Here is a 20,886-nt window from a genome sequence, read left to right as displayed (position 1 = left end):
TTGTTCAAGCGTCCATGTCTAACTACCTAAATTTGAAAGACTAGCCTCGCCAAAATGTCGGCGTAAATAATACCAATAAGGTGAATATTTCTAAGCGACCAAATACCATCGCCAGTGTCAAAATCCACTTAGCAGTATCGGTGATGTCACCATAATGTGCTGCTACATCTCCCAAGCCAGGGCCAAGGTTATTCAAACACGCCGCCGTCGCAGAAAATGCCGTGATATTATCGAGGCCAGTACCAAGAAGTGCGATCATAATAATCACAAAAACCAACGCATAGGCAGAAAAGAACCCCCATACCGCTTCAACGACCTTGTCTGGTAGCGCTTTTCTACCCAGTTTAATCGAGTAGATGGCTCTTGGGTGGACCAAACGATTCAGCTCTCTTATCCCTTGCAAGTACAGCAAAAAAACCCGAACAACCTTCATGCCTCCACCCGTGGAACCAGCACACCCACCAATAAAACTGGAAAAAATCAGTAAAATAGGCAAAAACAGCGGCCAAGCCGAAAAGCTATCTGTCGCAAACCCCGCTGTTGTACTGATTGAGACCGCTTGAAATAAAGCATGATCTAGCGTCTCATCTCCATCACCATACACTTCATTTGAAGACAACACTGCGAAGCAAATCACCACCAGTGCTAATTGAATGAACAGGAAAACTTTAAACTCAGGGTCACGTAAGTAAGCTCGAACACTGCGACTTGCCACTGCCGCATAATGAAGTGAAAAATTAACCGCCGCAATAAGCAAAAACACCACACAGATAAAGTTAATCATGGGACTGTCAAAGTGGCCAATTGACGCGTCATAAGTAGAAAAACCACCTATCGCAATGGTCGCAAAGGCATGACAAATAGCATCAAACCAGCCCATGCCAGCAAACTTGTATGCCAATGTACACGCTGCGGTCAATGCCACATAAATGTACCAAAGGTGCTTTGCCGTATCTGCAATACGCGGAGTCATTTTCGAATCTTTCACCGGCCCCGGTGTCTCTGCACGATACAGCTGCATACCACCAACGCCAAGCATGGGCAGCACAGCTACCGCAAGTACAATGATCCCCATGCCACCGAGCCACTGTAGCTGCTGACGATAAAAGAGCACTGACTTAGGTAAATATTCAATCCCAGTTAATACCGTTGCACCTGTGGTTGTCAGGCCTGAAAACGCTTCAAATACCGCATCAGCAAAAGAGAGATTTGGTTCATCGAGGAAAATCAATGGGACAGATGCAAATGACCCCAGTACTAACCAAAATAACACCACGATCAAAAACCCTTCTCGGGCTTTGAGTTCACCGCGTTCTTTTCGGTTTGGGTAATAGGCCATCAGACCAATTAAGACACTAAAGATAAAAGCCAAAACAAAGGGCACACCACCACCATCTTTGTAGATCAAAGACACTAGTGCAGGCGGCACCATAGTCAAACTAAACAGTGCGACGAGTTGGCCAAGAATTTTTATAATGGTACGAAATTGCATAACGCAGATCGCTTGTTGTTATGATTAAACTTGATTGTCTAATACACTTAGACGTTAGTAAACCTCAGAACCCCACAAAGCAATTACTTTTGTAGTTTCATTGTCACACTGCCGTGAGTCAAATCAAATATTGACTGAATGGCAAGTTTAGCTTCTCGGGCATCAATCTCTATTTGCCAGCCAATATTAGCTGTAAACGTATGCTGAATACTCAGCACCTGATACTGACTTGCTAAATGCTGCTCAATGACCCCTTGCAGCGCATAATCGGACTCACCTATGAGTATTGCTGCCGGTACTTTCACCGCCGTCGTCAGCACATTCAAGGCATTATTCAACGTGCCACCATAAGCACGTACTAAGCCCCCGGTTCCAAGCTTAATCCCCCCGAAATAACGTGTCGTCACCGCGGTAATTTCACCAATACCAGAGCCCATTAAGACATTTAACATGGGTTTACCAGCTGTGCCATTTGGCTCACCATCATCAGAAAAACCTAAGATATGACTGCCTCCAGGTGCACCGGCCACATGTGCCCAACAATTGTGACGCGCATCGGGATAAGCTTCATTAATATTGCGAATAAAAGCTTTTGCATCGTCCACTGTAGGGGTATGAGCAACATGCACCAAAAACGTACTTTTTTTGATTTCTTCGTGGTGTGAAATGGTTTCAGTTGGGATTTTATATTCTGACATAAAATACTTTCTAGCAAAAAAGGAGCCTTTCGACTCCTTTTATTAAAACACGCAGAGCCGCACTTAACCTGTACGGCCACATCTGCATATTAATCTAAGTTGAGGCCGCGTGTCATATTTTCTAGGCGATCTTCGTGAACAATGATGTTGTCTTCAATACGGATCCCGCCATACGGCTTAAACTGGTCAACCTTATCCCAATTGATATGCTGCGCATGTTCTCCTTTCGCTAAATCGCCAAGGAGCGAATCAATGAAATATAAACCAGGCTCAATCGTAAATACCTGCCCGGCTTCTATACGTCGTGTACAACGTAAGAACGGATGACCTTCAGGTGGAGCCTGATGGGTACCTTGCTCATCAGCCATAAAGCCGCCCATGTCATGTACCTGCAAGCCAATATGATGGCCCAACCCATGTGGGAAGAATGTAGATGAGATACCCTTCTCTACAATCTCATCAGCACCTAAATTCACCACTTTAAAATCAGACAGAATTTGCGCCATACGACGATGACAATCAATATGTAAATCACCGTATAGTTTGCCTGGCTCAAGTGCATTGCCAAGCGCAATTTGATGCTGGTTTAACGCATCTACCATTTCTGCAAATTGCCCTTGCTTTGCAAAGTCATAGGTGCGCGTGATGTCTGATGCATAACCATTGAAGTTGGCACCTGCATCAATTAAGAATGAGAGATGCTTGCTCGGAGCCTGACGTTCAAAATGCGTGTAGTGCAAAATCGCACAGTGCTGATTAAGCGCCACGATATTGCCATAAGGCGTATCATTTTCCATATGTGCAGTCGCATTCAAATACGCCTGCTGAATAGAGAACTCAGATCCACCAGCATAAAACTCATCTCTCGCTGCTTGGTGGCCAAGTACTGCAATACGGTTAGCTTCACGCAGACAGGTCAGCTCATATTGTGTTTTGTAGGCGCGATGATAATGCAGATAGTTCATCACAGGCTCTGGGTTCATTTGACCAAAACCAAGCGCCTGCGCGACCTCTAGGTATTCACCGATGTAGGCAAACTTCTCTTTGTCGTAAGGTAGCAGTTTTTCAACCTGCTCAGGGTGAACTAGCAACGTAATATCGAAATGCTGCGCCCAAAAATCGTTTGGTTCATCAGGGACTTTGTGCCAAAAATCCACAGGGCGATAAAAAATCAGTTTGGGCTTATCTGTGCCATTGACCACTAACCAACAGTGTGGATTATCGATGACCGGTAACCAAGCTTTAAACTGCGGGTTCACCTTGAATGGATAATACATATCATCCAAAAACTGACGTTTGGCTTGGCCGGAATGAATGACTAAGCCATCTAGGCCTTCGCGATCAACGATGGCTTTAGTACGCGCCTGAAGCGTCGTGATATGCTCTGCATACAAATTTGCTAATGTGTCCACAGTGTACCCATATTAATTCTGTTCAATTATGCTTGAGTCTAACATAGCACTGTCTCAAAAACGATGCCATGCCAACTCCTAGAAACGACTAATCAAGCATGAAGCTTAACGATTGCCGCCTATACTCATATCCAAGATCCCTGCCAACACATTACCCTCTCGGCCAAGCTTGGTATGATAGACCTGCCGATACGCCATCACATTTTTCACATAGTCCCGAGTTTCTCGATATGGAATAAGCTCAATCCATAATTCAGCAGGCATGGCTTCATCCGGTACCCAGCGTTTCACTCTGTGATAACCCGCGTTATAAGAAGCGGTCGCCAATATTTCATTGCCCTTCGTTTTACGCTTTAAATACTCCAAATAATCCGTCCCAAGACGGATATTAATAGACGGTGTCATCAACTGCTTCTTAGAGACACGCTTTTTCGCCACGTAACGGGCTGTGCTCGGCAGCATCTGCATCAAGCCATAAGCATCAGCGGAGGATCTCGCATCCGGCGCAAAACTACTTTCACGACGTGCTACCGCATAACTCCAAGCGAGATCAACCCGATTTCGCTCACTATAACGCTCAAACAAACTGTCAAACGCCATCGGGAAACGTAAATCGACATAGTTCCATGCTTTAATCTGCGCTAGGGTGTAAATGGTGCTGTCATACCAGTCTAATTCTGCGGCCAATATCGATGCAGCAAGCTTTTCTTCCGTACTGGAGGTGTTAGTTAAATAGTTCCACTCTCTGCGAGCATGCGTAAAACGCTCTAACTCATACAATGCTTTTGCCCGTTTAAAACCGGGCGCTTGTGACACACTGGCTAAGGTTTGTTCATTGACATCTAACGACTGTGCATTCATTGATGGCGGCAAGTTAAGTCGCGCAGCTGCCAGAAAACCATAATAATCTCGCTTATTGGCCAGTGACTGCCAAAGTGATGTCGCTTTGGCCGACTCTCCACGTTTAAAATAGCTATAACCGAGCCAATAAGTTTGTCCATTACTCAAGTTTTCCATACCAGTAAACAGTGCTGCTATCCCTTCCCAATCTTGCTCTTTGAGCATATTACTCATCAGCCATTGACGGAGCTTCACATCTTGCAATTCAGCAGGTACTTTATTTAACCAAAAGCGCGCTTGTTCGTGGCCTTTTGATGCCAACGCCAAGGCAAAGCGATAAGCCACACTGTCTTTTTGTGCTTGGCTAAATTCAAACATTCGTTGCAGTTTATCCCATGCCCTCAGCGCCAGCTTCGGATCTCGCCAAATAAGTCGTCTGACGCCATACACTGCAATTTCACTTTCTTTTTGGCTGCGTTGTTTATAGCGATATAACCCTGCTGACGCACTTGGGTTTCTGCGAACCGCCACATATAAATCAGCAAGATACGCTTCATTACTTGGCAATAAGGTTTTTAAGTACTTAATTAACGAGGTTTGCCCGCCCTGCGCGGCTTTGGTTATGCGCTGCCAAATTAACGCCTGTGAACGATAACCTGCTTTTTGCCACTGTGAAAATAGCTTGTCACACGCTTTAGGTTGTGATTTACCCACCACCCATAAGGGTTCCACTTGATCCAAAATGGCTTTTTTGGGTGCACCTAAATCCAATTGAAATTGTAAATACGTACAGTTGAGTTCAGCGTTTTTTGTTTCTTGAAAATGATTAATAAATAAGGCTTTTTTGCCCCGTTTTTTTAAATAATTCAGCCAACTTTTGCGCACAGGCCAATCTAGTGGCGTGTGGTCATAAACCGATAAAAACTGACTAATTTCTGTCTGATATTTTAATTTAGGATGACGTTTATAAAACGTCATCTCGACATAAGGCTTCAATGGATGGTCAAGCTCATCCAATGCCTGTTTAAATTTATTGTAATTTCCAGACCAAGCAATACGCTCAGCCTGAATAAAATCTTGATGGGGTTTTTGTGCATACCCGTGGGTACTTAACAAAGTGAAAAAAGCGCACATACCCGTACTAAAAAACCGAGAGATCCGTAATTTCATGGTGACCTATACTTTACATAAATGCGTTGTATATCTAGACCCAGCCTATTTTTAAAATCATGATTTAAAGACAATGGCTGAGTACTCTCCTTAATTTAACTGCTTCAAAACAGTCACGAACAGCACGTCTGCCCTGCCCATAATCAAGTTATGCATGATTGAAGGTTTAAATAAACTGAATGCGCAAACCTTAAAACACCTTAGTTCAATCTATGCACTTAGCCACCTTAACATCCCAATTTATGCTTTACAGTAAATCTGCGGTAAATTTTTCATTGCAATTTTCATTTAAAGACGCCACACTGAGTTAAATGACAACTCATCGTACCAGTGTCACGGAGAACAAGTATGTTAATCAAAAGCGAGTCCTTTGTAGTTGATTTTTGCAAAGGCAATATTGCTGAGTTTAAGTTTTGTCTGCCCGGTTCGGTCAACAAGCTCTCTCAACAAACCCTGCAAGACTGTGCCAAAGCACTAGCTGAACTCAGCGCACGTGATGATGTAAAAGGCCTAATTTTTACCAGTGATAAAGACCACTTTATCGTTGGTGCCGATATTTTCGAATTCTTACCCACTTTTGATCGCCCAGAGCAAGAACTTGTAAGCTGGATCAAAGATGCCACTGACGTCTTCGATGCGATTGAAGATTTACCTTTCCCAACCCTATCAGCCATCAATGGCTTAGCGCTTGGTGGTGGATGTGAGTGGGTACTTGCTACTGACTACCGTATTGCAACGCCAAATGCCAAAATCGGTTTACCTGAGGTCAAACTTGGGATCATGCCAGGGTTTGGTGGCACAGTGAGACTGCCACGCGTGATTGGTGCAGATAATGCCATGACTTGGATTTCAACTGGTCAGGAAAACCGTGCACCAGACGCCTTTAAAGTCGGCGCATTAGATGCGGTCGTTGCTGCCGATAAGTTGATGGATGCCGCAATTAAAACACTCGAGCAAGCCATTGATGGAAAGCTCGATTGGCAAGCTAAACGCCAACTTAAACTTGAGCCTTTAAAGATGAATCGTGTCGAGCAAGGCATGAGCTTTGCAATGGCAGAAGGCATGGTTATGGCGAAAACCAAAGGCCATTACCCTGCACCAGTGATGGCAGTCAAAACCATCAAAGCCGCCGCTAACCATACGCGAGCAGAGGCAATGGCAATCGAAAATGCTAATTTTGCCAAACTAGCCAAAACAGCAGAAGCGGCGGCACAAACCGGCATATTCCTAGCTGATCAATACATTAAAGGTGTCGCAAAAAAACAGGCGAAAGCTAGCCAACTTGATATTCAGCAAGCGGCAGTGCTCGGCGCTGGCATCATGGGCGGTGGTATTGCCTATCAGTCAGCCTATAAAGGTACGCCGATTGTCATGAAAGACATCAACCAAGCTGCGCTTGATTTAGGCATGGGCGAAGCGGCTGGCCTACTAGGTAAAAAAGTAAAACGCGGCCACATGAAAACAGAAAAAATGGTCGCTACGCTTGGTAAAATCAAACCAACACTCAACGAGCGTGATTTAGAAAACTCAGACATCGTTGTTGAAGCAGTTGTCGAAAACCCACAAATCAAAAAAGCTGTACTGGCTGATTTAGAAACGCAATTACCAAAAGGCACTGTGCTGACGTCAAATACCTCTACTATCCGTATTGATGAACTGGCGACTGCGCTTGAAAACCCAGAATATTTCTGTGGTATGCATTTCTTTAACCCAGTACCCAAGATGCCATTGGTTGAAATCATTCGTGGTGAAAAAACCTCAGATGAAACAGTATCAGCTGTTGTTGACTACGCATTGAAACTCGGGAAATCACCAATTGTTGTGAATGACTGCCCAGGCTTTTTCGTAAACCGCGTATTATTCCCTTACTTTGCAGGCTTCAGTAAGCTCGTTGTTGAAGGGGCTGACTTTAGTCAAATAGACAAAGTGATGGAAAATGTATTTGGTTGGCCTATGGGTCCAGCTTACCTTCTTGATGTCGTTGGTATCGACACGGCAAATCACTGTACAGGTGTAATGGCAGAGGGCTTCCCAACTCGTATGGCACGTCAAGACAAAGATCCGGTCGCCTTATTGGCCAATGCTGAACGTTTTGGTCAAAAGAATCAAAAAGGGTTTTACCAGTATGCGCCTGATAGAAAAGGCCGTTTGAAAAAGAGCAAAGATCCTGAGTCATTGACGCTATTGAGTCAAATTTGTAATGACACACAGCAGTTTGACAAGCAAACCATTATTGAGCGCTGCATGATCCCTATGATCAATGAAGTACTGCTTTGTTTGCAAGAAGGTATAGTGGCTTCACCTCAAGAAGCTGATATGGCATTAATTTACGGTATTGGCTTCCCTCCATTCAGAGGTGGCGCTTTCCGTTACTTAGATCAAATTGGTTTAAGTGAATTTGTTGCTATGGCGGATAAGTATGCTGACTTAGGTGAAATCTACCAAGTTTCTGATCAAACACGCGCTTGGGCAGCAGAAGGTAAAGTGTTCTATCAAGTGGAGGGCCAGTAAAATGGAACATGCAGTTATCGTAGATTGTCTTCGTACCCCTATGGGTCGTTCTAAAGGCGGCGTATTTAAGCATCGCCGCGCAGAGGATCTCAGCGCACACCTAATGAAAGGACTACTTGACCGTAATCCACAAGTTGCCCCAGAGTCCATTGATGATATTTATTGGGGCTGTGTGCAACAAACACTAGAACAAGGGTTTAACGTTGCACGTAACGCGGCGCTTCTAGCTGGTATACCGCACTCAGTGCCTGCTGTTACCGTAAACAGGTTATGTGGTTCATCAATGCAAGCACTGCATGATGCAGCGCGCGCTATCATGACCGGTGCAGGCGATACCTACCTTATTGGTGGTGTTGAGCATATGGGTCATGTCCCTATGACGCATGGCGTAGACTTTCACCCAGGCCTTTCAACTTCGGTAGCACAAGCAGCTGGCGTTATGGGCTTAACCGCAGAGTATCTTGCTACGCTTCATGGTATTAATCGTGAACAACAAGATGCATTCGCTGTGCGATCACATCAACGTGCTCATGCAGCCAGTGTTGAAGGCCGCTTTGCAAAAGAAATCTTACCGACCGAAGGGCATGACGAACACGGCATTCCAGTGTTAGTGGAACACGATGAGGTGATCCGCCCAGAAACTAGTCTTGAAGGTCTAAGTCAATTACGCCCAGTGTTTAATCCAGCAAGTGGCACTGTGACTGCCGGTACTTCATCGGCGTTGTCCGATGGTGCTTCAGCAATGTTGGTCATGAGTGAAAGTAAAGCCCAATCACTTGGCCTACCGATCAGAGCGCGCATCAAATCAATGGCGGTTGCAGGTTGCGATCCGTCCATCATGGGTTATGGACCGGTGCCAGCCAGCCAAAAAGCGCTTAAACAAGCTGGTATAAACGTTGACGATCTCGATGTCGTTGAATTAAATGAAGCGTTCGCAGCGCAATCACTCCCAGTGATGAAAGACCTCGGGTTATTAGAAGTCGCGGACGAAAAAGTAAATTTAAATGGCGGTGCGATTGCACTCGGTCACCCTCTGGGCTGCTCTGGCTCGAGGATCAGTACGTCACTTATTCATATTATGGAAGAAAAAGATGCCAAATATGGCTTAGCCACCATGTGTATCGGTTTAGGCCAAGGCATTGCTACCGTATTTGAACGCGTGAATTAGCACGCTTGTTGTCATAACCAATTTCAACTTGGTAACCAAGGCAAAATCACAGAAAGTGGCTTTGCCTTTTTTGTTGTCTCATTTATCAAAATAATCCCCAATAATTTGACTCAACCGCTTTAAATATTCATGTGTACCACGTTAGAATAAATGCTTTGAAATTAGCCAGAGGCGCTTTATGAACTTTGACAATACCGACCATACCTTAGATGCTATCGGGCTGCGTTGTCCAGAGCCAGTTATGATGATTCGAGGAATGGTGAGAAAAATGAACCATGGAGAGACATTATTGATATTGGCTGACGATCCTTCAACGACCCGAGATATTCCCAGTTTTTGTGAATTTATGGATCACACCCTAGTAGCAAAAGAGATTGACTCATCACCTTATCGATACTTGTTAAAAAAGGGAAAATAACTATATAGCTTAATCAAACCCATCGCACCTCTACAATTAATGTTGCATTTATTTCCCTTTGTATTCTTTAAATTTTATATACCTTGATATTTTTCATACATACACGCAGTATTAAAAGGGAACTGTGACTATATAGAGTAGGCACTTGAATAAAACATAACAGATAATAATAATAAGGATATCTACCATGAAAAAACTTTCCATTACTAAAAAAAAGCTAATAAAACTTACTGGAAACACGCTTAATCAACAAGCGACGAAAAATGTTTATGGAGGTGGTGATAACGATGGTGAAAACAGCAAAAATTCTTGGTGCAGCGGCCCTGCTTTAACCAGAGAAAACCAAATCATCAACAATAATTAGTATTATAGATTTCAATACTTTTAACTCTAGAATGAGCTTAAGACATGACCTTTTCGGAATTTACATTAAGTAAAATGTAAATTCCGATGATGGCCACTACTCCTCTAAAGAGGCTAAGAAAACTTCCCAGTCTTCGATGCTCAGTAATATATCAAACCAGCCCCACTCTCAGCTTTTTACAATCAACACTTGACGTGTTTAAATATAATTATCATCGAACTTTATTCTTAACCAGCCTTTCCTATCAGATAAAAGCTAACGTAATTATGTACCGTATTGCAAGCTACAAGCTTAGGTTATCTAATAAGGCTCAACCATCAAATTTATCATCTTAGATATACCCTTAGTTCCATTTTTCATCGGCAATTTTAAATTCACACACTTTACCGGAACTCATAAAGCACATACTCACACTCTAAATACAGCCACCTAAACAGGTACTGGCTTGCTCTATAAAGTGCAGTATTTAATAAATCCTGTCGTACTGAAATATCCGTTGTATTTAAGAATATGAATTTATGGTTCACGCATTCATTGCTAGAGAAACCGCGCAAACACCCTATCACTATTTAATTTAAAAAGGTCAATAAACCCTAGGCAGAGACAGAGACAAGTGCAGCAACAACATCACCTTTTAACAAAACCGGTTTCTCAACGCTTAAAATTTCATAACACTGTCGCACATCTACCTAACTTAGACTTACAGGTTTGTACCTTCAGCAAACATAACAATGTAAGCACCCTCAACCACAGAATATTCAATGAATTATTTTATGAAGTAATCAGGTAGTTTAAAAAATAGGTAAACAACAAAGTAAAAGGAAAGAGATATGAAATTACAGCTAAAAACAAAAAAAATTAAAAACCTAGACCTTCAAGCTATCAAACCAGCCCAAACGAATGCAGTAGCAGGCGGTAGAGCCAGTGTTAACGTTTGTGCGTCTCGCGATTACCCTTGTAAACCTGAATAATAGTAAAGGTTAGCAACACGGCAAGTGCTAAAACTTGCCGTTTAACTTGCGGTTGCACTGCGATGCACACCTACAATTAGCCTCGACCTTTTGTATAACAGCACTGTGTTATTTTTTAGTCTCTTTGAATTAATACGACAGGCTTATGCGGCGCCCTATAATCTAGTGTAATGCGATACCACCCTTTTTTATCTGGCGTAAAACTAAAGTAATTATAAATAGTATTACAATCGGCCGGCTGCGGTTGTCCAAGTTTCACTAAACTTTGGTAGCGATAACCACAGTTATATCCCTGACTCCATGCTTCATCCGCAATTTTAAATTCATATACTTTGCCAGGGCTCATAAACCGAGCACGAACCGTATATGTGCCATTCCCTTGAGGCTTAAGCTGGTATATCTCTTCGGCATCCCATAAACTAAAGTCACCACGCAGATACAAAGCTCGATCAATCACTTTCGCTTCCAGTTGGCTCACATCATTACCCGTTTGATCTCCCACCTGTGGAGAAGCACAACCAGCAAGCCCTAGTAATATTAAGATGGATAACGCGATTTTGTTTTGCACTTGTCTCACCTTTTTTATCAATAAAAAAGCCAGCATCATAGCTGGCTTCACAGATTATTTTAATCTTAGTTTTGTAAAACTGAGATATCCGCCGTATTTAAAAACAAGCGGCTGAGCTGGCTCAATAATGCCAGGCGGTTATTCTTAACCGCTTCATCATCTGCCATCACCATCACATTATCGAAGAAATTATCAACCGCTTCACGTAGGCTTGCCAAACGCGTCAATGCTTGTTGATAGTCGCCTTGTGCATACACAGGAGTAAGCTCTTCAGTCAATGCCGCAACTTGCTCGGCCAGCTGTTTCTCAGCATCTTCAATTAGTAACTCAGTCGACACTGCTGCATCGCTGGTTACATTGTTCTTCGCCAAGATATTATTTACACGCTTGTTAGCTGCTGCAAGTGCTTCGGCTTCATCCAATGTACGGAAGTGGCTAACTGCTTTCACACGACGATCGAAATCAACAGGTTGTGCTGGACGACGTGCCAATACCGCTTGGATCACATCAACGCTTATCCCTTCGTCTTGATACCAAGCGCGGAAACGGCCCAGCATAAACTCAAACACATCATCTGCGACCTTGTCATTTGTCAGCTTGTCGCCAAACAGAGTTTGTGCCTTTGCAACAATGTCTAAAATGTCTAACTGAAGTTCTTTCTCAACCATGATACGTAACGCACCAATGGCAGCACGACGCAGGGCAAATGGGTCTTTATCACCTTTTGGAATTTGGCCAATACCAAAAATCCCCACTAGCGTGTCAAACTTATCAGCCAATGCAACGGCAAAACTAATTGGGTTTGACGGTAATGCATCACCTGCAAAGCGCGGCATATATTGCTCGTTTTGTGCAACTGCAACCTCTTCCGCTTCACCATCAATGCGTGCATAGTGCATACCCATTACACCCTGAACATCAGTAAACTCCATCACCATTTCAGTCATTAAGTCTGTTTTGCTCAGAAGGCCAGCACGTTCTGCCAACGCTTTATCAGCTCCAAGTTGTTCAGCAATATACCCTGCCAATGCAGCAATTCGCTCTGACTTGTCTTTCAGTGTGCCCAGCTGTTTTTGGAATAATACGCTACCTAGCGACTCTAAACGACTTTCCAGTGTTTTCTTCTTATCCGTTTCAAAGAAGAACTGTGCATCTGCCAAACGCGGACGAACCACTTTTTCATTACCTGAGATAACCACACTTGGATCTTTACTTTCAATATTAGATACAAATAAGAACTTATTAATGAGCTCGCCTTTGTCATTCAATAACGGAAAGTATTTCTGATCATCTTTCATCGTATAGATGAGCGCTTCGTCTGGCACAGATAAAAATGCTTCATCGAATGATGCCGTTAGTGTGACTGGCCACTCAACTAATGATGTTACTTCTTCAAGTAAGTCTTCATCCATCGCCACAACAGCACCCAACTTTGCAGCTTCAGTTTCAATCTGAGCACGGATCTGTGCTTTACGCACATCGTAATCAGCAATGACATACGCTTGCTTTAAGGTATCAAAAATTTCATCCGCATGGGCTAAAGTCGTGCGTGCTGGGTGATGAAAACGGTGACCCTGAAGTTCATTGCTGATCTGTTTGCCTAGTACTTCGCCTTTGATGATCTCATTACCTAGTAATGCAGCAACTGTGTGCACAGGGCGAATAAATTGTGTCTTATTCGCACCCCAGCGCATTGGCTTAGGAATAGGTAATTTAGCCAAGGTTTTTGCAATTACATCACTTAACAGCTCAGTTGCCTGTTGGCCTTTCACTGTCGCTTTGTGAAGTAACCAAGCGCCCTTTTCAGTTTCTAACTTGTCAGCGTCGCTAACATCAATGCCGCAACCGCGTGCCCAACCTTGTGCAGCTTTAGTCGGGTTACCCTCAGCATCAAATGCCGCTTTAATCGCTGGGCCTCGTTTTTCAACAACTTTGTCTTGCTGCTGAGTCTCAAGTTGCTTTACCTGAATACCTAAACGACGAGGCGATGCATACCAACTCACACCTTGATGCGCAAGCTCTAGCGCTTCTAATTCCGCCACGGTGTTTTGAGCAAATGCTTCAGCCAACTTGCGCAGTGCTTTGGGTGGTAATTCTTCAGTACCAATTTCTACTAATAAATTTTCAGTTGTCATGATCAGTCCTTACAAAGCGGGAATCCAAGTGCTTCACGCGCTTCAAAATAAGCTTGTGCACACGCTTTTGATAGTGCTCTTACACGCAAGATATAACGCTGACGCTCTGTCACAGAAATAGCGTGACGCGCATCTAATAAATTGAATGCATGAGATGCTTTCATTACTTGCTCATAAGCTGGTAATGGTAAGCCCGCTTCGATTAACTTTTGGCTTTCTTTCTCGCACTGATCGAACTGGTTAAACAACGCATCAACGTCAGCATGCTCAAAGTTGTAAGTCGATTGCTCGATTTCATTTTGCATGAACACGTCACCATAAGTCACACGACCCATTGGACCATCTGTCCATACTAAGTCATAGATGCTATCCACACCTTGTATATACATGGCTAAACGCTCTAAACCATAAGTAATTTCACCCGTTACCGGAGAACACTCGATACCACCGACTTGCTGGAAGTAAGTGAACTGGGTTACTTCCATGCCGTTTAGCCATACTTCCCAACCTAGACCCCAAGCACCTAACGTGGGTGACTCCCAGTTATCTTCAACAAAACGCACTTCATGCGTTAAGGTATCAATACCGAGTGCTTCTAATGAACCAAGGTAAAGCTCTTGGATATTATCCGGAGATGGCTTAAGTACGACCTGGAATTGATAATAGTGTTGTAGACGGTTCGGGTTTTCACCATAACGGCCATCTGTTGGTCTACGACATGGCTGAACATATGCGCTCGACATAGGCTCAGGACCAATTGATTTCAAGAAAGTCATCGGGTGGAATGTGCCCGCACCAACTTCCATATCTAGTGGTTGTGCAATTACACAGCCTTGCTGTGCCCAATAGTCCTGTAAAGCCAGGATCAACCCTTGAAAGGTTTTGATATCATATTTTTGCATAGTTGGCTTTTATATTTATTTGGTACATGGGACTCAAATTAGCGGCAAATCAAATAGCGCAAAATTGAGTTTTAATGATTGAAAATTATGCTCAGTATACCGTGTGCAGTGCACAGAATTAAGCGTTAAAACGAAAAAAAGGAGGGTTTCCCCTCCTTTTTTATGGATTTGCTATGAGGCAGTCTTATACGTCTAAGTTAACTACTCTTAGTGCATTCTGCTCAATGAAGTCACGGCGAGGTTCAACTTGATCACCCATCAAAGTAGCGAATAGCTGATCTGCGGCAATCGCATCTTCGATAGTCACACGTAACATGCGACGTGCGTCAGGATCCATGGTTGTTTCCCACAACTGGTCTGGATTCATCTCACCTAATCCTTTATAACGTTGTGTATACAAGCCACGCTTAGATTCATTGATTAGCCAATCAAGGGCTTCAACGAAACTGCTAACAGACTGAGTCTTCTCACCGCGTTGGATATAGCCACCTTCCTCGATGATATGTGCAATTTGCTTACCTGTGTTTGCAATCCGCGCATAATCTTTAGAAGTAATAAAGTCATAACTTAGCGTGTGTGCTTTATCAACACCGTGCTGACGAATATTCACCACTGGATAATACATGTGACGTTCATCATCATAACTCACTGCTGCTGAGAAAATTGTTGCGTCATCGTCATGCTTAATAAGATCAGCAACAAGGGCTTCACTCCAAGCAGATACTTTTGCTTCATCACTTAAATCTGCTTCAGTCAGCTCTGGCTGGTAGACAAGACGATTCATAATGGAAGCGGGGTATTTACGTTGTAGACGTCCAATTACATCAACCGTCTTTTGATAATCATGTACCAAGTTCTCTAAACGATTACCTTCAATAGCAGCAGCCCCTTCGTTTGAATAAAGTGCTGCGCCATCAAGCGCTAATGTTGTTAGGTACTCAGTCAATGCATGATCATCTTTAATATAACGCTCTTGCTTGCCTTTTTTCACTTTATACAATGGTGGCTGAGCAATATATACATAACCACGTTCAATGATTTCTGGCATTTGACGATAGAAGAAGGTCAATAGCAGCGTACGAATGTGTGAACCATCCACGTCCGCATCGGTCATGATAATGATGCTGTGATAACGAAGCTTCTCTGGGTCATATTCATCGCGACCAATGCCACAGCCAAGCGCAGTAATCAGTGTTGCAACTTCTTGTGAAGACAACATTTTATCAAAACGTGCTTTTTCAACGTTTAAGATCTTACCTTTCAGCGGTAATATCGCTTGGTTCTTACGATTACGACCTTGCTTAGCAGAACCACCTGCCGAGTCACCCTCCACTATATACAGTTCAGATAACCCAGGGTCTTTTTCTTGGCAGTCAGCCAATTTACCTGGTAAACCAGCAAGATCCATAACTCCTTTACGACGTGTCATCTCTCTTGCTTTACGCGCAGCTTCACGTGCTCTTGCAGCATCAACAATCTTATTCACGACTGTTTTAGCATCTTGCGGGTTTTCAAGTAAGAACTCATTCAGCTTTTCAGCCATGGCTTGCTCTACAGCGCCTTTCACTTCACTTGAAACTAGCTTATCTTTAGTCTGAGACGAGAACTTCGGATCCGGTACTTTCACACTGACAACCGCAGTTAGACCTTCACGTGCATCATCACCTGTTGCACTGGTCTTATTCTTCTTATTAAAGCCCTCTTTTTCCATATACGTGTTAAGTGTTCTTGTTAACGCCGCACGGAATCCAGCAAGGTGAGTACCACCATCTCGCTGTGGAATATTATTCGTGAAACAATAGATGTTCTCTTGGAAACCATCATTCCACTGCATAGAGACTTCAACACTGATGCCGTCTTCACGTTCAGTGGTAAAGTGGAAAACATGCTGATGTACAGGTGTTTTTTTACGGTTAAGATATTCAACAAACGCTTGGATACCACCTTCATATTTGAAGTGGTCATTTTTATTTTCTTCGCGCTCATCTGTTAGGATAATACTTACCCCAGAGTTGAGGAAAGACAGCTCTCGAAGACGTTTTGCAAGAATATCGTAATGGAAGTTTATATCTGAGAAAGTTTCAGGACTTGGCCAAAACCTCAGTTCAGTACCTGTTGACTCAGCTTCACCAATAACAGCCAGTGGTGCATCTGGCACACCCATAGTGTACTTTTGTTGATGCACTTCGCCATCTCGGCGGATAGTTAATTGTAGTTTTTCAGAAAGTGCATTAACAACAGAAACACCTACACCGTGTAGACCCCCAGATACTTTATATGAGTTATCATCAAACTTACCACCAGCGTGTAGTACAGTCATGATTACTTCAGCAGCAGATACGCCTTCTTCTGGGTGAATCGAGGTTGGTATACCACGACCATTGTCGCGTACAGAAACAGAACCATCAGTATGTATTGTCACGAATATATCGTCACAGTATCCAGCTAATGCTTCATCAATTGAGTTATCAACAACTTCGAAGACCATGTGATGTAATCCAGTTCCATCATCAGTGTCGCCGATATACATTCCTGGACGCTTTCTTACTGCATCCAATCCCTTCAGTACTTTAATACTGGATGAATCATAATTATCAGACATGGTTAATTCCAATTAATTTGTTATTAAACGACCATGTTCCACGTGGAACATCTCAATATCTTTATCGAGTAGTTCCACAACAGGCGTTAAACTGTCTGAACTGATTGCTGAGATAAACAGTTGTGAGTCGCAAATAGTAAGTAGTTTTGCTACACACCCTAGAGTCTCAGAACTCAATTCAGATGGTAAATCATCGATTAGCAAAATAGACTGTTTTTCAGTCTCTTGTTCAATCAAGTTGTTCTGTGTAATCTTGAGCGCATAAAGTAACAGCTTAAGCTGGCCTCTGGACATAATTCCTTCAACATTATGACCATGCACTTTAAAATTAAAGTCTGCTTTATGAGGGCCTCGGCTTGTATAACCGAGTTTTAAATCTCGCTCAAGCTGTGTTTGAAGGACGTCACTTAGTTCCCCTTTCCAACCCGCATCGTAGCGAGTTTCAAGGCCTTCAAAAACAGAGCTAATCCCCCCTATCTTATCAAAAAAATAGCCTTCAAACCTACTTATATACGCTTTTCGATAGATATTTATTTGTTCAGCTAATTCAACAAATTGTTTGTCCCAAAACTTTATCTGCTCAATGCAATTTGCAGGCTTAGTTTTCAATAATGCATTGCGCTGCTTAAGGACTTTATTGAAGCTTTTCCAAACATCAAAAAATAAATGTTCCACGTGGAACACCCCAAGATCAAGGAACTTTCTTCTCTCTTTCGGACCGCCGAAAAACAATTCGTAGCTTTCTGGTGTTATGACTTGAACAGGTAGAATTTGTGCAAGTTCAGCAATTCGCCGACTTGCTTGTCCTTGAATACGAAGCTGAGTATCTCCACTTTGATCTTTGCTAATTCCAATTGGTATAGACAAGTTATGTAGTTGTTTTTTCCCATGAACAATACATTTAACTTGGCTACTACGGATCATTAGCTTGTGTTTATTCGTTCGAAAAGAGCGACCGCTAGATAGGAAATAAATGGCTTCAAGCAAGCTAGTTTTACCACTACCGTTTTGGCCTAAAATCAAATTAAGATCTTTTGAGGGGGAAAGAGAAATCGCCTCAATGTTTCGAAAGTCATTAAGGCTTATATGTGTCAAACTCATTGAGCGCCCTCTACAGGCGCATTGGCATTACAACGTACATTGCATCATCCTCGCCACTGCCTTCGATCAAGGCACTGCTATTTGAATCAGCTAAAGTAAATTGTACGTCCTCTGTTTTTAGCGTGTTTAACACATCTAGCAAGTATGAAACATTAAAACCGACTTCAAGGTCATCTCCTTGATAGTTTACTTCTACTGTTTCTTCGGCTTGCTCTTGTTCTGGGTTATTCGCACTGATCTTCAAAATGCCGCTGCTCAGATTAAGTCTAACACCACGAAACTTTTCATTTGATAAAATCGATACACGCTGAAATGCACTGCGTAACCATTCACGGTTGGCCGTTACCAATTTATCACCACCACGAGGTAAAACACGGCGGTAATCTGGAAAACGTCCATCAACCAACTTACTCGTAAAAATAACTTCTTGATCAATAATTCGGAAATGATTTGCACCAAATTGTATAGTCAACTCTTCATCATCTGCAGGAAGAAGGCGCATTATTTCTAACACCCCTTTGCGTGGGATGATCAATTGTCTTTGTGCACCAAGAGACTGCTCAAGTTGTTTTTGTGCAATCGCTAGCCTGTGACCATCAGTCGCCACAGTTTTGATTTCGTTACCATCCACTTCAAATGACATTCCATTTAAATAGTAACGTACATCTTGGTTAGCCATCGAAAAATGTGTTGCTTCGAGTAACTTACGTAGCTCTAAACGTGTTAGCTTAAATTCGACTTCACCTTGCCACTCTTCCAAATTAGGAAAATCTTCAGCGGCTAATGTTGTCAAAGAAAAGCGACTTTTCCCACTGGTCAGTAAAACTTGATGCTCTTGTGTACTGAAATGTAAATCTGAATTATCAGGCAGACTCTTACAGATATCTAACAACTTCTTGGCTGGCAATGTAAGCTTGGTATCTGCGGTCTCATTATCAAGTGTAATAGACGCAACTAACTCTATTTCTAAGTCAGTTCCCGTCATTGACAGTACACCATTTTTTACTTCTAAATGTACATTCGACAAAATAGGAAGTGTGTGTTTGCGCTCTATTGCACCTGACACTTGCATTAACGGCTTTAAAAACTGTTCTCTTACTATCGTTATTTGCATCACTTAACCCTTAAGATGACAATGTTCTGATCAAGTTTTGATAATCTTCTTTTACTTCGTGACTTTCTTCACGAAGCTCTTTTACTTTACGACATGCGTGTAATACGGTTGTGTGGTCTCTACCACCAAATGCATCACCAATTTCAGGCAAACTATGATTTGTCAGTTCTTTTGACAATGCCATAGCCACTTGTCGTGGACGAGCAACAGAACGGCTACGTCGCTTTGATAACAAATCAGACACGCGAATACGATAATACTCAGCAACAGTTCTTTGAATATTATCAATCGTTACTAACTTATCCTGCAATGCTAATAAATCACGTAAAGCTTCTTTCACAAATTCAATCGATATTGGACGCCCAGTGAAATTAGCATTCGCTATGACACGGTTTAACGCCCCTTCCAATTCACGGACATTTGAGCGCAATTTCTTAGCAATAAAAAAAGCTACCTCATGTGGTAGGTTAATGTTACTTTGCTGTGCCTTCTTCATTAAAATTGCAACACGCGTTTCTAGCTCAGGCGGCTCAATCGCAATCGTTAATCCCCAACCAAATCTAGATTTCAGTCTGTCTTCTACCCCTTCAATTTCTTTAGGGTAGCGATCCGACGTCAAGATAATTTGTTGATTGCCCTCTAGCAGTGCATTAAAGGTGTGGAAGAACTCTTCTTGCGATCGCTCTTTATTGGCAAAAAATTGGATGTCATCAATCATCAATGCATCTACACTACGGTAATAGCGCTTGAAGTCTTCAATGGCATTATTCTGCAAAGCTTTCACCATATCTTGAACAAAACGCTCTGAATGCATATACACAATTTTTGCATCTGGCTTTTTATCAATGATGCCATTACCCACGGCATGTAACAGGTGTGTTTTACCTAAGCCAGTACCACCATAAATAAATACTGGATTAAACGCAGAACCAGGGTTATCTGCAACTTGTGTAGCAGCTGCCTTTGCTAATTGGTTTGACTTACCTTCGACAAAATTGTCAAAAGTATAATTTTCTTTAATATTAGATTTAACGCTAGATTTCGGAGCTGGCTCAACCTTTACATCATTCACTGGCGCCTGCATCTGGCTTTTAGCTGATGTTTGTGACGAGCTAGGTGCACTGAAATCATCAGCTGGTGTGCCCGCTGAAACTTGAGGTTGAACTTGCGCCATCGGCTTACTACCGACATCAAAACGTAACTCTGGCGCTTCATCGCCACAGATTTCGATCAGTAGTTCATTAATTCGATTTAAGTACTTTTCTCGAACCCAATCTAACACAAAACGATTAGGTGCATAGATGGTTAAAGTATCTTCGGTACTTTCTGCTTGTAGTGGCCTAACCCACATATTGAACTGCTGCGACGGCAATTCATCTTGCAAAACATATAAACAACTTTGCCAAACCGACAGATACAC

Annotated in this window: 16 protein-coding genes; 5 read left to right on the top strand and 11 right to left on the bottom strand. The window is 42.7% G+C overall.

The window, feature by feature from the left end; translation table 11 throughout:
* Positions 1-40: 40 nt before the first annotated feature.
* The 4 genes from S4054249_RS00070 to S4054249_RS00055 form a co-directional block, all read right to left on the bottom strand.
* Positions 41-1,492: a TrkH family potassium uptake protein gene (locus tag S4054249_RS00070; RefSeq protein ID WP_046357223.1), complete on the bottom strand. Its 1,452-nt coding sequence runs from the start codon at positions 1,490-1,492 to the stop codon at positions 41-43.
* An 83-nt stretch (positions 1,493-1,575) separates the two neighbouring features.
* Positions 1,576-2,190 (bottom strand): YigZ family protein, encoded by a 615-nt coding sequence (locus S4054249_RS00065; RefSeq protein WP_046357222.1) that lies wholly within the window; start codon positions 2,188-2,190, stop codon positions 1,576-1,578.
* 89 nt (positions 2,191-2,279) lie between these two features.
* Entirely contained in the window at positions 2,280-3,602 is a 1,323-nt protein-coding gene (pepQ, locus tag S4054249_RS00060) for a Xaa-Pro dipeptidase (protein WP_046357221.1), read from the bottom strand.
* Positions 3,603-3,707: 105 nt separating this feature from the next.
* Positions 3,708-5,576 (bottom strand): transglycosylase SLT domain-containing protein, encoded by a 1,869-nt coding sequence (locus S4054249_RS00055; RefSeq protein ID WP_046357220.1) that lies wholly within the window; start codon positions 5,574-5,576, stop codon positions 3,708-3,710.
* Positions 5,577-5,960: 384 nt separating this feature from the next.
* Between S4054249_RS00055 and fadB the strand changes: the two genes are divergently transcribed.
* From fadB to S4054249_RS26425, 5 genes are all read left to right on the top strand, one after another.
* The gene (gene fadB / locus S4054249_RS00050; protein WP_046357219.1) at positions 5,961-8,123 is read left to right on the top strand and encodes a fatty acid oxidation complex subunit alpha FadB; all 2,163 of its coding nucleotides are present in this window, start codon (positions 5,961-5,963) and stop codon (positions 8,121-8,123) included.
* Between the two features lies 1 nt (position 8,124).
* Positions 8,125-9,291: an acetyl-CoA C-acyltransferase FadA gene (gene fadA, locus S4054249_RS00045; protein WP_046357218.1), complete on the top strand. Its 1,167-nt coding sequence runs from the start codon at positions 8,125-8,127 to the stop codon at positions 9,289-9,291.
* A 178-nt stretch (positions 9,292-9,469) separates the two neighbouring features.
* The gene (tusA, locus tag S4054249_RS00040; RefSeq protein WP_046357217.1) at positions 9,470-9,709 is read left to right on the top strand and encodes a sulfurtransferase TusA; all 240 of its coding nucleotides are present in this window, start codon (positions 9,470-9,472) and stop codon (positions 9,707-9,709) included.
* 187 nt (positions 9,710-9,896) lie between these two features.
* Positions 9,897-10,073, top strand: a complete 177-nt coding sequence (locus S4054249_RS26430) for a hypothetical protein (RefSeq protein ID WP_155401400.1) — start codon at positions 9,897-9,899, stop codon at positions 10,071-10,073.
* A gap of 830 nt (positions 10,074-10,903) precedes the next feature.
* Positions 10,904-11,044 (top strand): hypothetical protein, encoded by a 141-nt coding sequence (locus S4054249_RS26425; protein ID WP_155401399.1) that lies wholly within the window; start codon positions 10,904-10,906, stop codon positions 11,042-11,044.
* A gap of 115 nt (positions 11,045-11,159) precedes the next feature.
* Here S4054249_RS26425 and S4054249_RS00035 read toward each other — a convergent pair whose 3' ends face one another.
* The 7 genes from S4054249_RS00035 to dnaA all read right to left on the bottom strand — a co-directional run bounded on the left by S4054249_RS00035 (position 11,160) and on the right by dnaA (position 20,886).
* Positions 11,160-11,612: a hypothetical protein gene (locus S4054249_RS00035; RefSeq protein WP_230851770.1), complete on the bottom strand. Its 453-nt coding sequence runs from the start codon at positions 11,610-11,612 to the stop codon at positions 11,160-11,162.
* Positions 11,613-11,677: 65 nt separating this feature from the next.
* Entirely contained in the window at positions 11,678-13,747 is a 2,070-nt protein-coding gene (gene glyS, locus S4054249_RS00030; protein ID WP_046357216.1) for a glycine--tRNA ligase subunit beta, read from the bottom strand.
* A 2-nt stretch (positions 13,748-13,749) separates the two neighbouring features.
* The gene (gene glyQ / locus S4054249_RS00025; protein WP_039611136.1) at positions 13,750-14,649 is read right to left on the bottom strand and encodes a glycine--tRNA ligase subunit alpha; all 900 of its coding nucleotides are present in this window, start codon (positions 14,647-14,649) and stop codon (positions 13,750-13,752) included.
* Positions 14,650-14,833: 184 nt separating this feature from the next.
* The gene (gyrB, locus tag S4054249_RS00020; protein WP_046357215.1) at positions 14,834-17,251 is read right to left on the bottom strand and encodes a DNA topoisomerase (ATP-hydrolyzing) subunit B; all 2,418 of its coding nucleotides are present in this window, start codon (positions 17,249-17,251) and stop codon (positions 14,834-14,836) included.
* 12 nt (positions 17,252-17,263) lie between these two features.
* Complete coding sequence (recF, locus tag S4054249_RS00015; protein ID WP_046357214.1) at positions 17,264-18,352, bottom strand: DNA replication/repair protein RecF; 1,089 nt, start codon at positions 18,350-18,352, stop codon at positions 17,264-17,266.
* Between the two features lie 10 nt (positions 18,353-18,362).
* A complete protein-coding gene (gene dnaN / locus S4054249_RS00010) occupies positions 18,363-19,466 on the bottom strand; it encodes a DNA polymerase III subunit beta (protein WP_046357213.1) in 1,104 nt (367 codons plus the stop codon).
* 10 nt (positions 19,467-19,476) lie between these two features.
* A complete protein-coding gene (gene dnaA / locus S4054249_RS00005) occupies positions 19,477-20,886 on the bottom strand; it encodes a chromosomal replication initiator protein DnaA (protein WP_046357212.1) in 1,410 nt (469 codons plus the stop codon).

Origin of the sequence: Pseudoalteromonas luteoviolacea, assembly GCF_001750165.1 — a bacterium.
Lineage (GTDB): Bacteria > Pseudomonadota > Gammaproteobacteria > Enterobacterales > Alteromonadaceae > Pseudoalteromonas > Pseudoalteromonas luteoviolacea_G.
The sequence above is the reverse complement of the archived record's forward strand: the minus strand, read 5'-3'. Positions and strand labels throughout refer to the sequence as shown.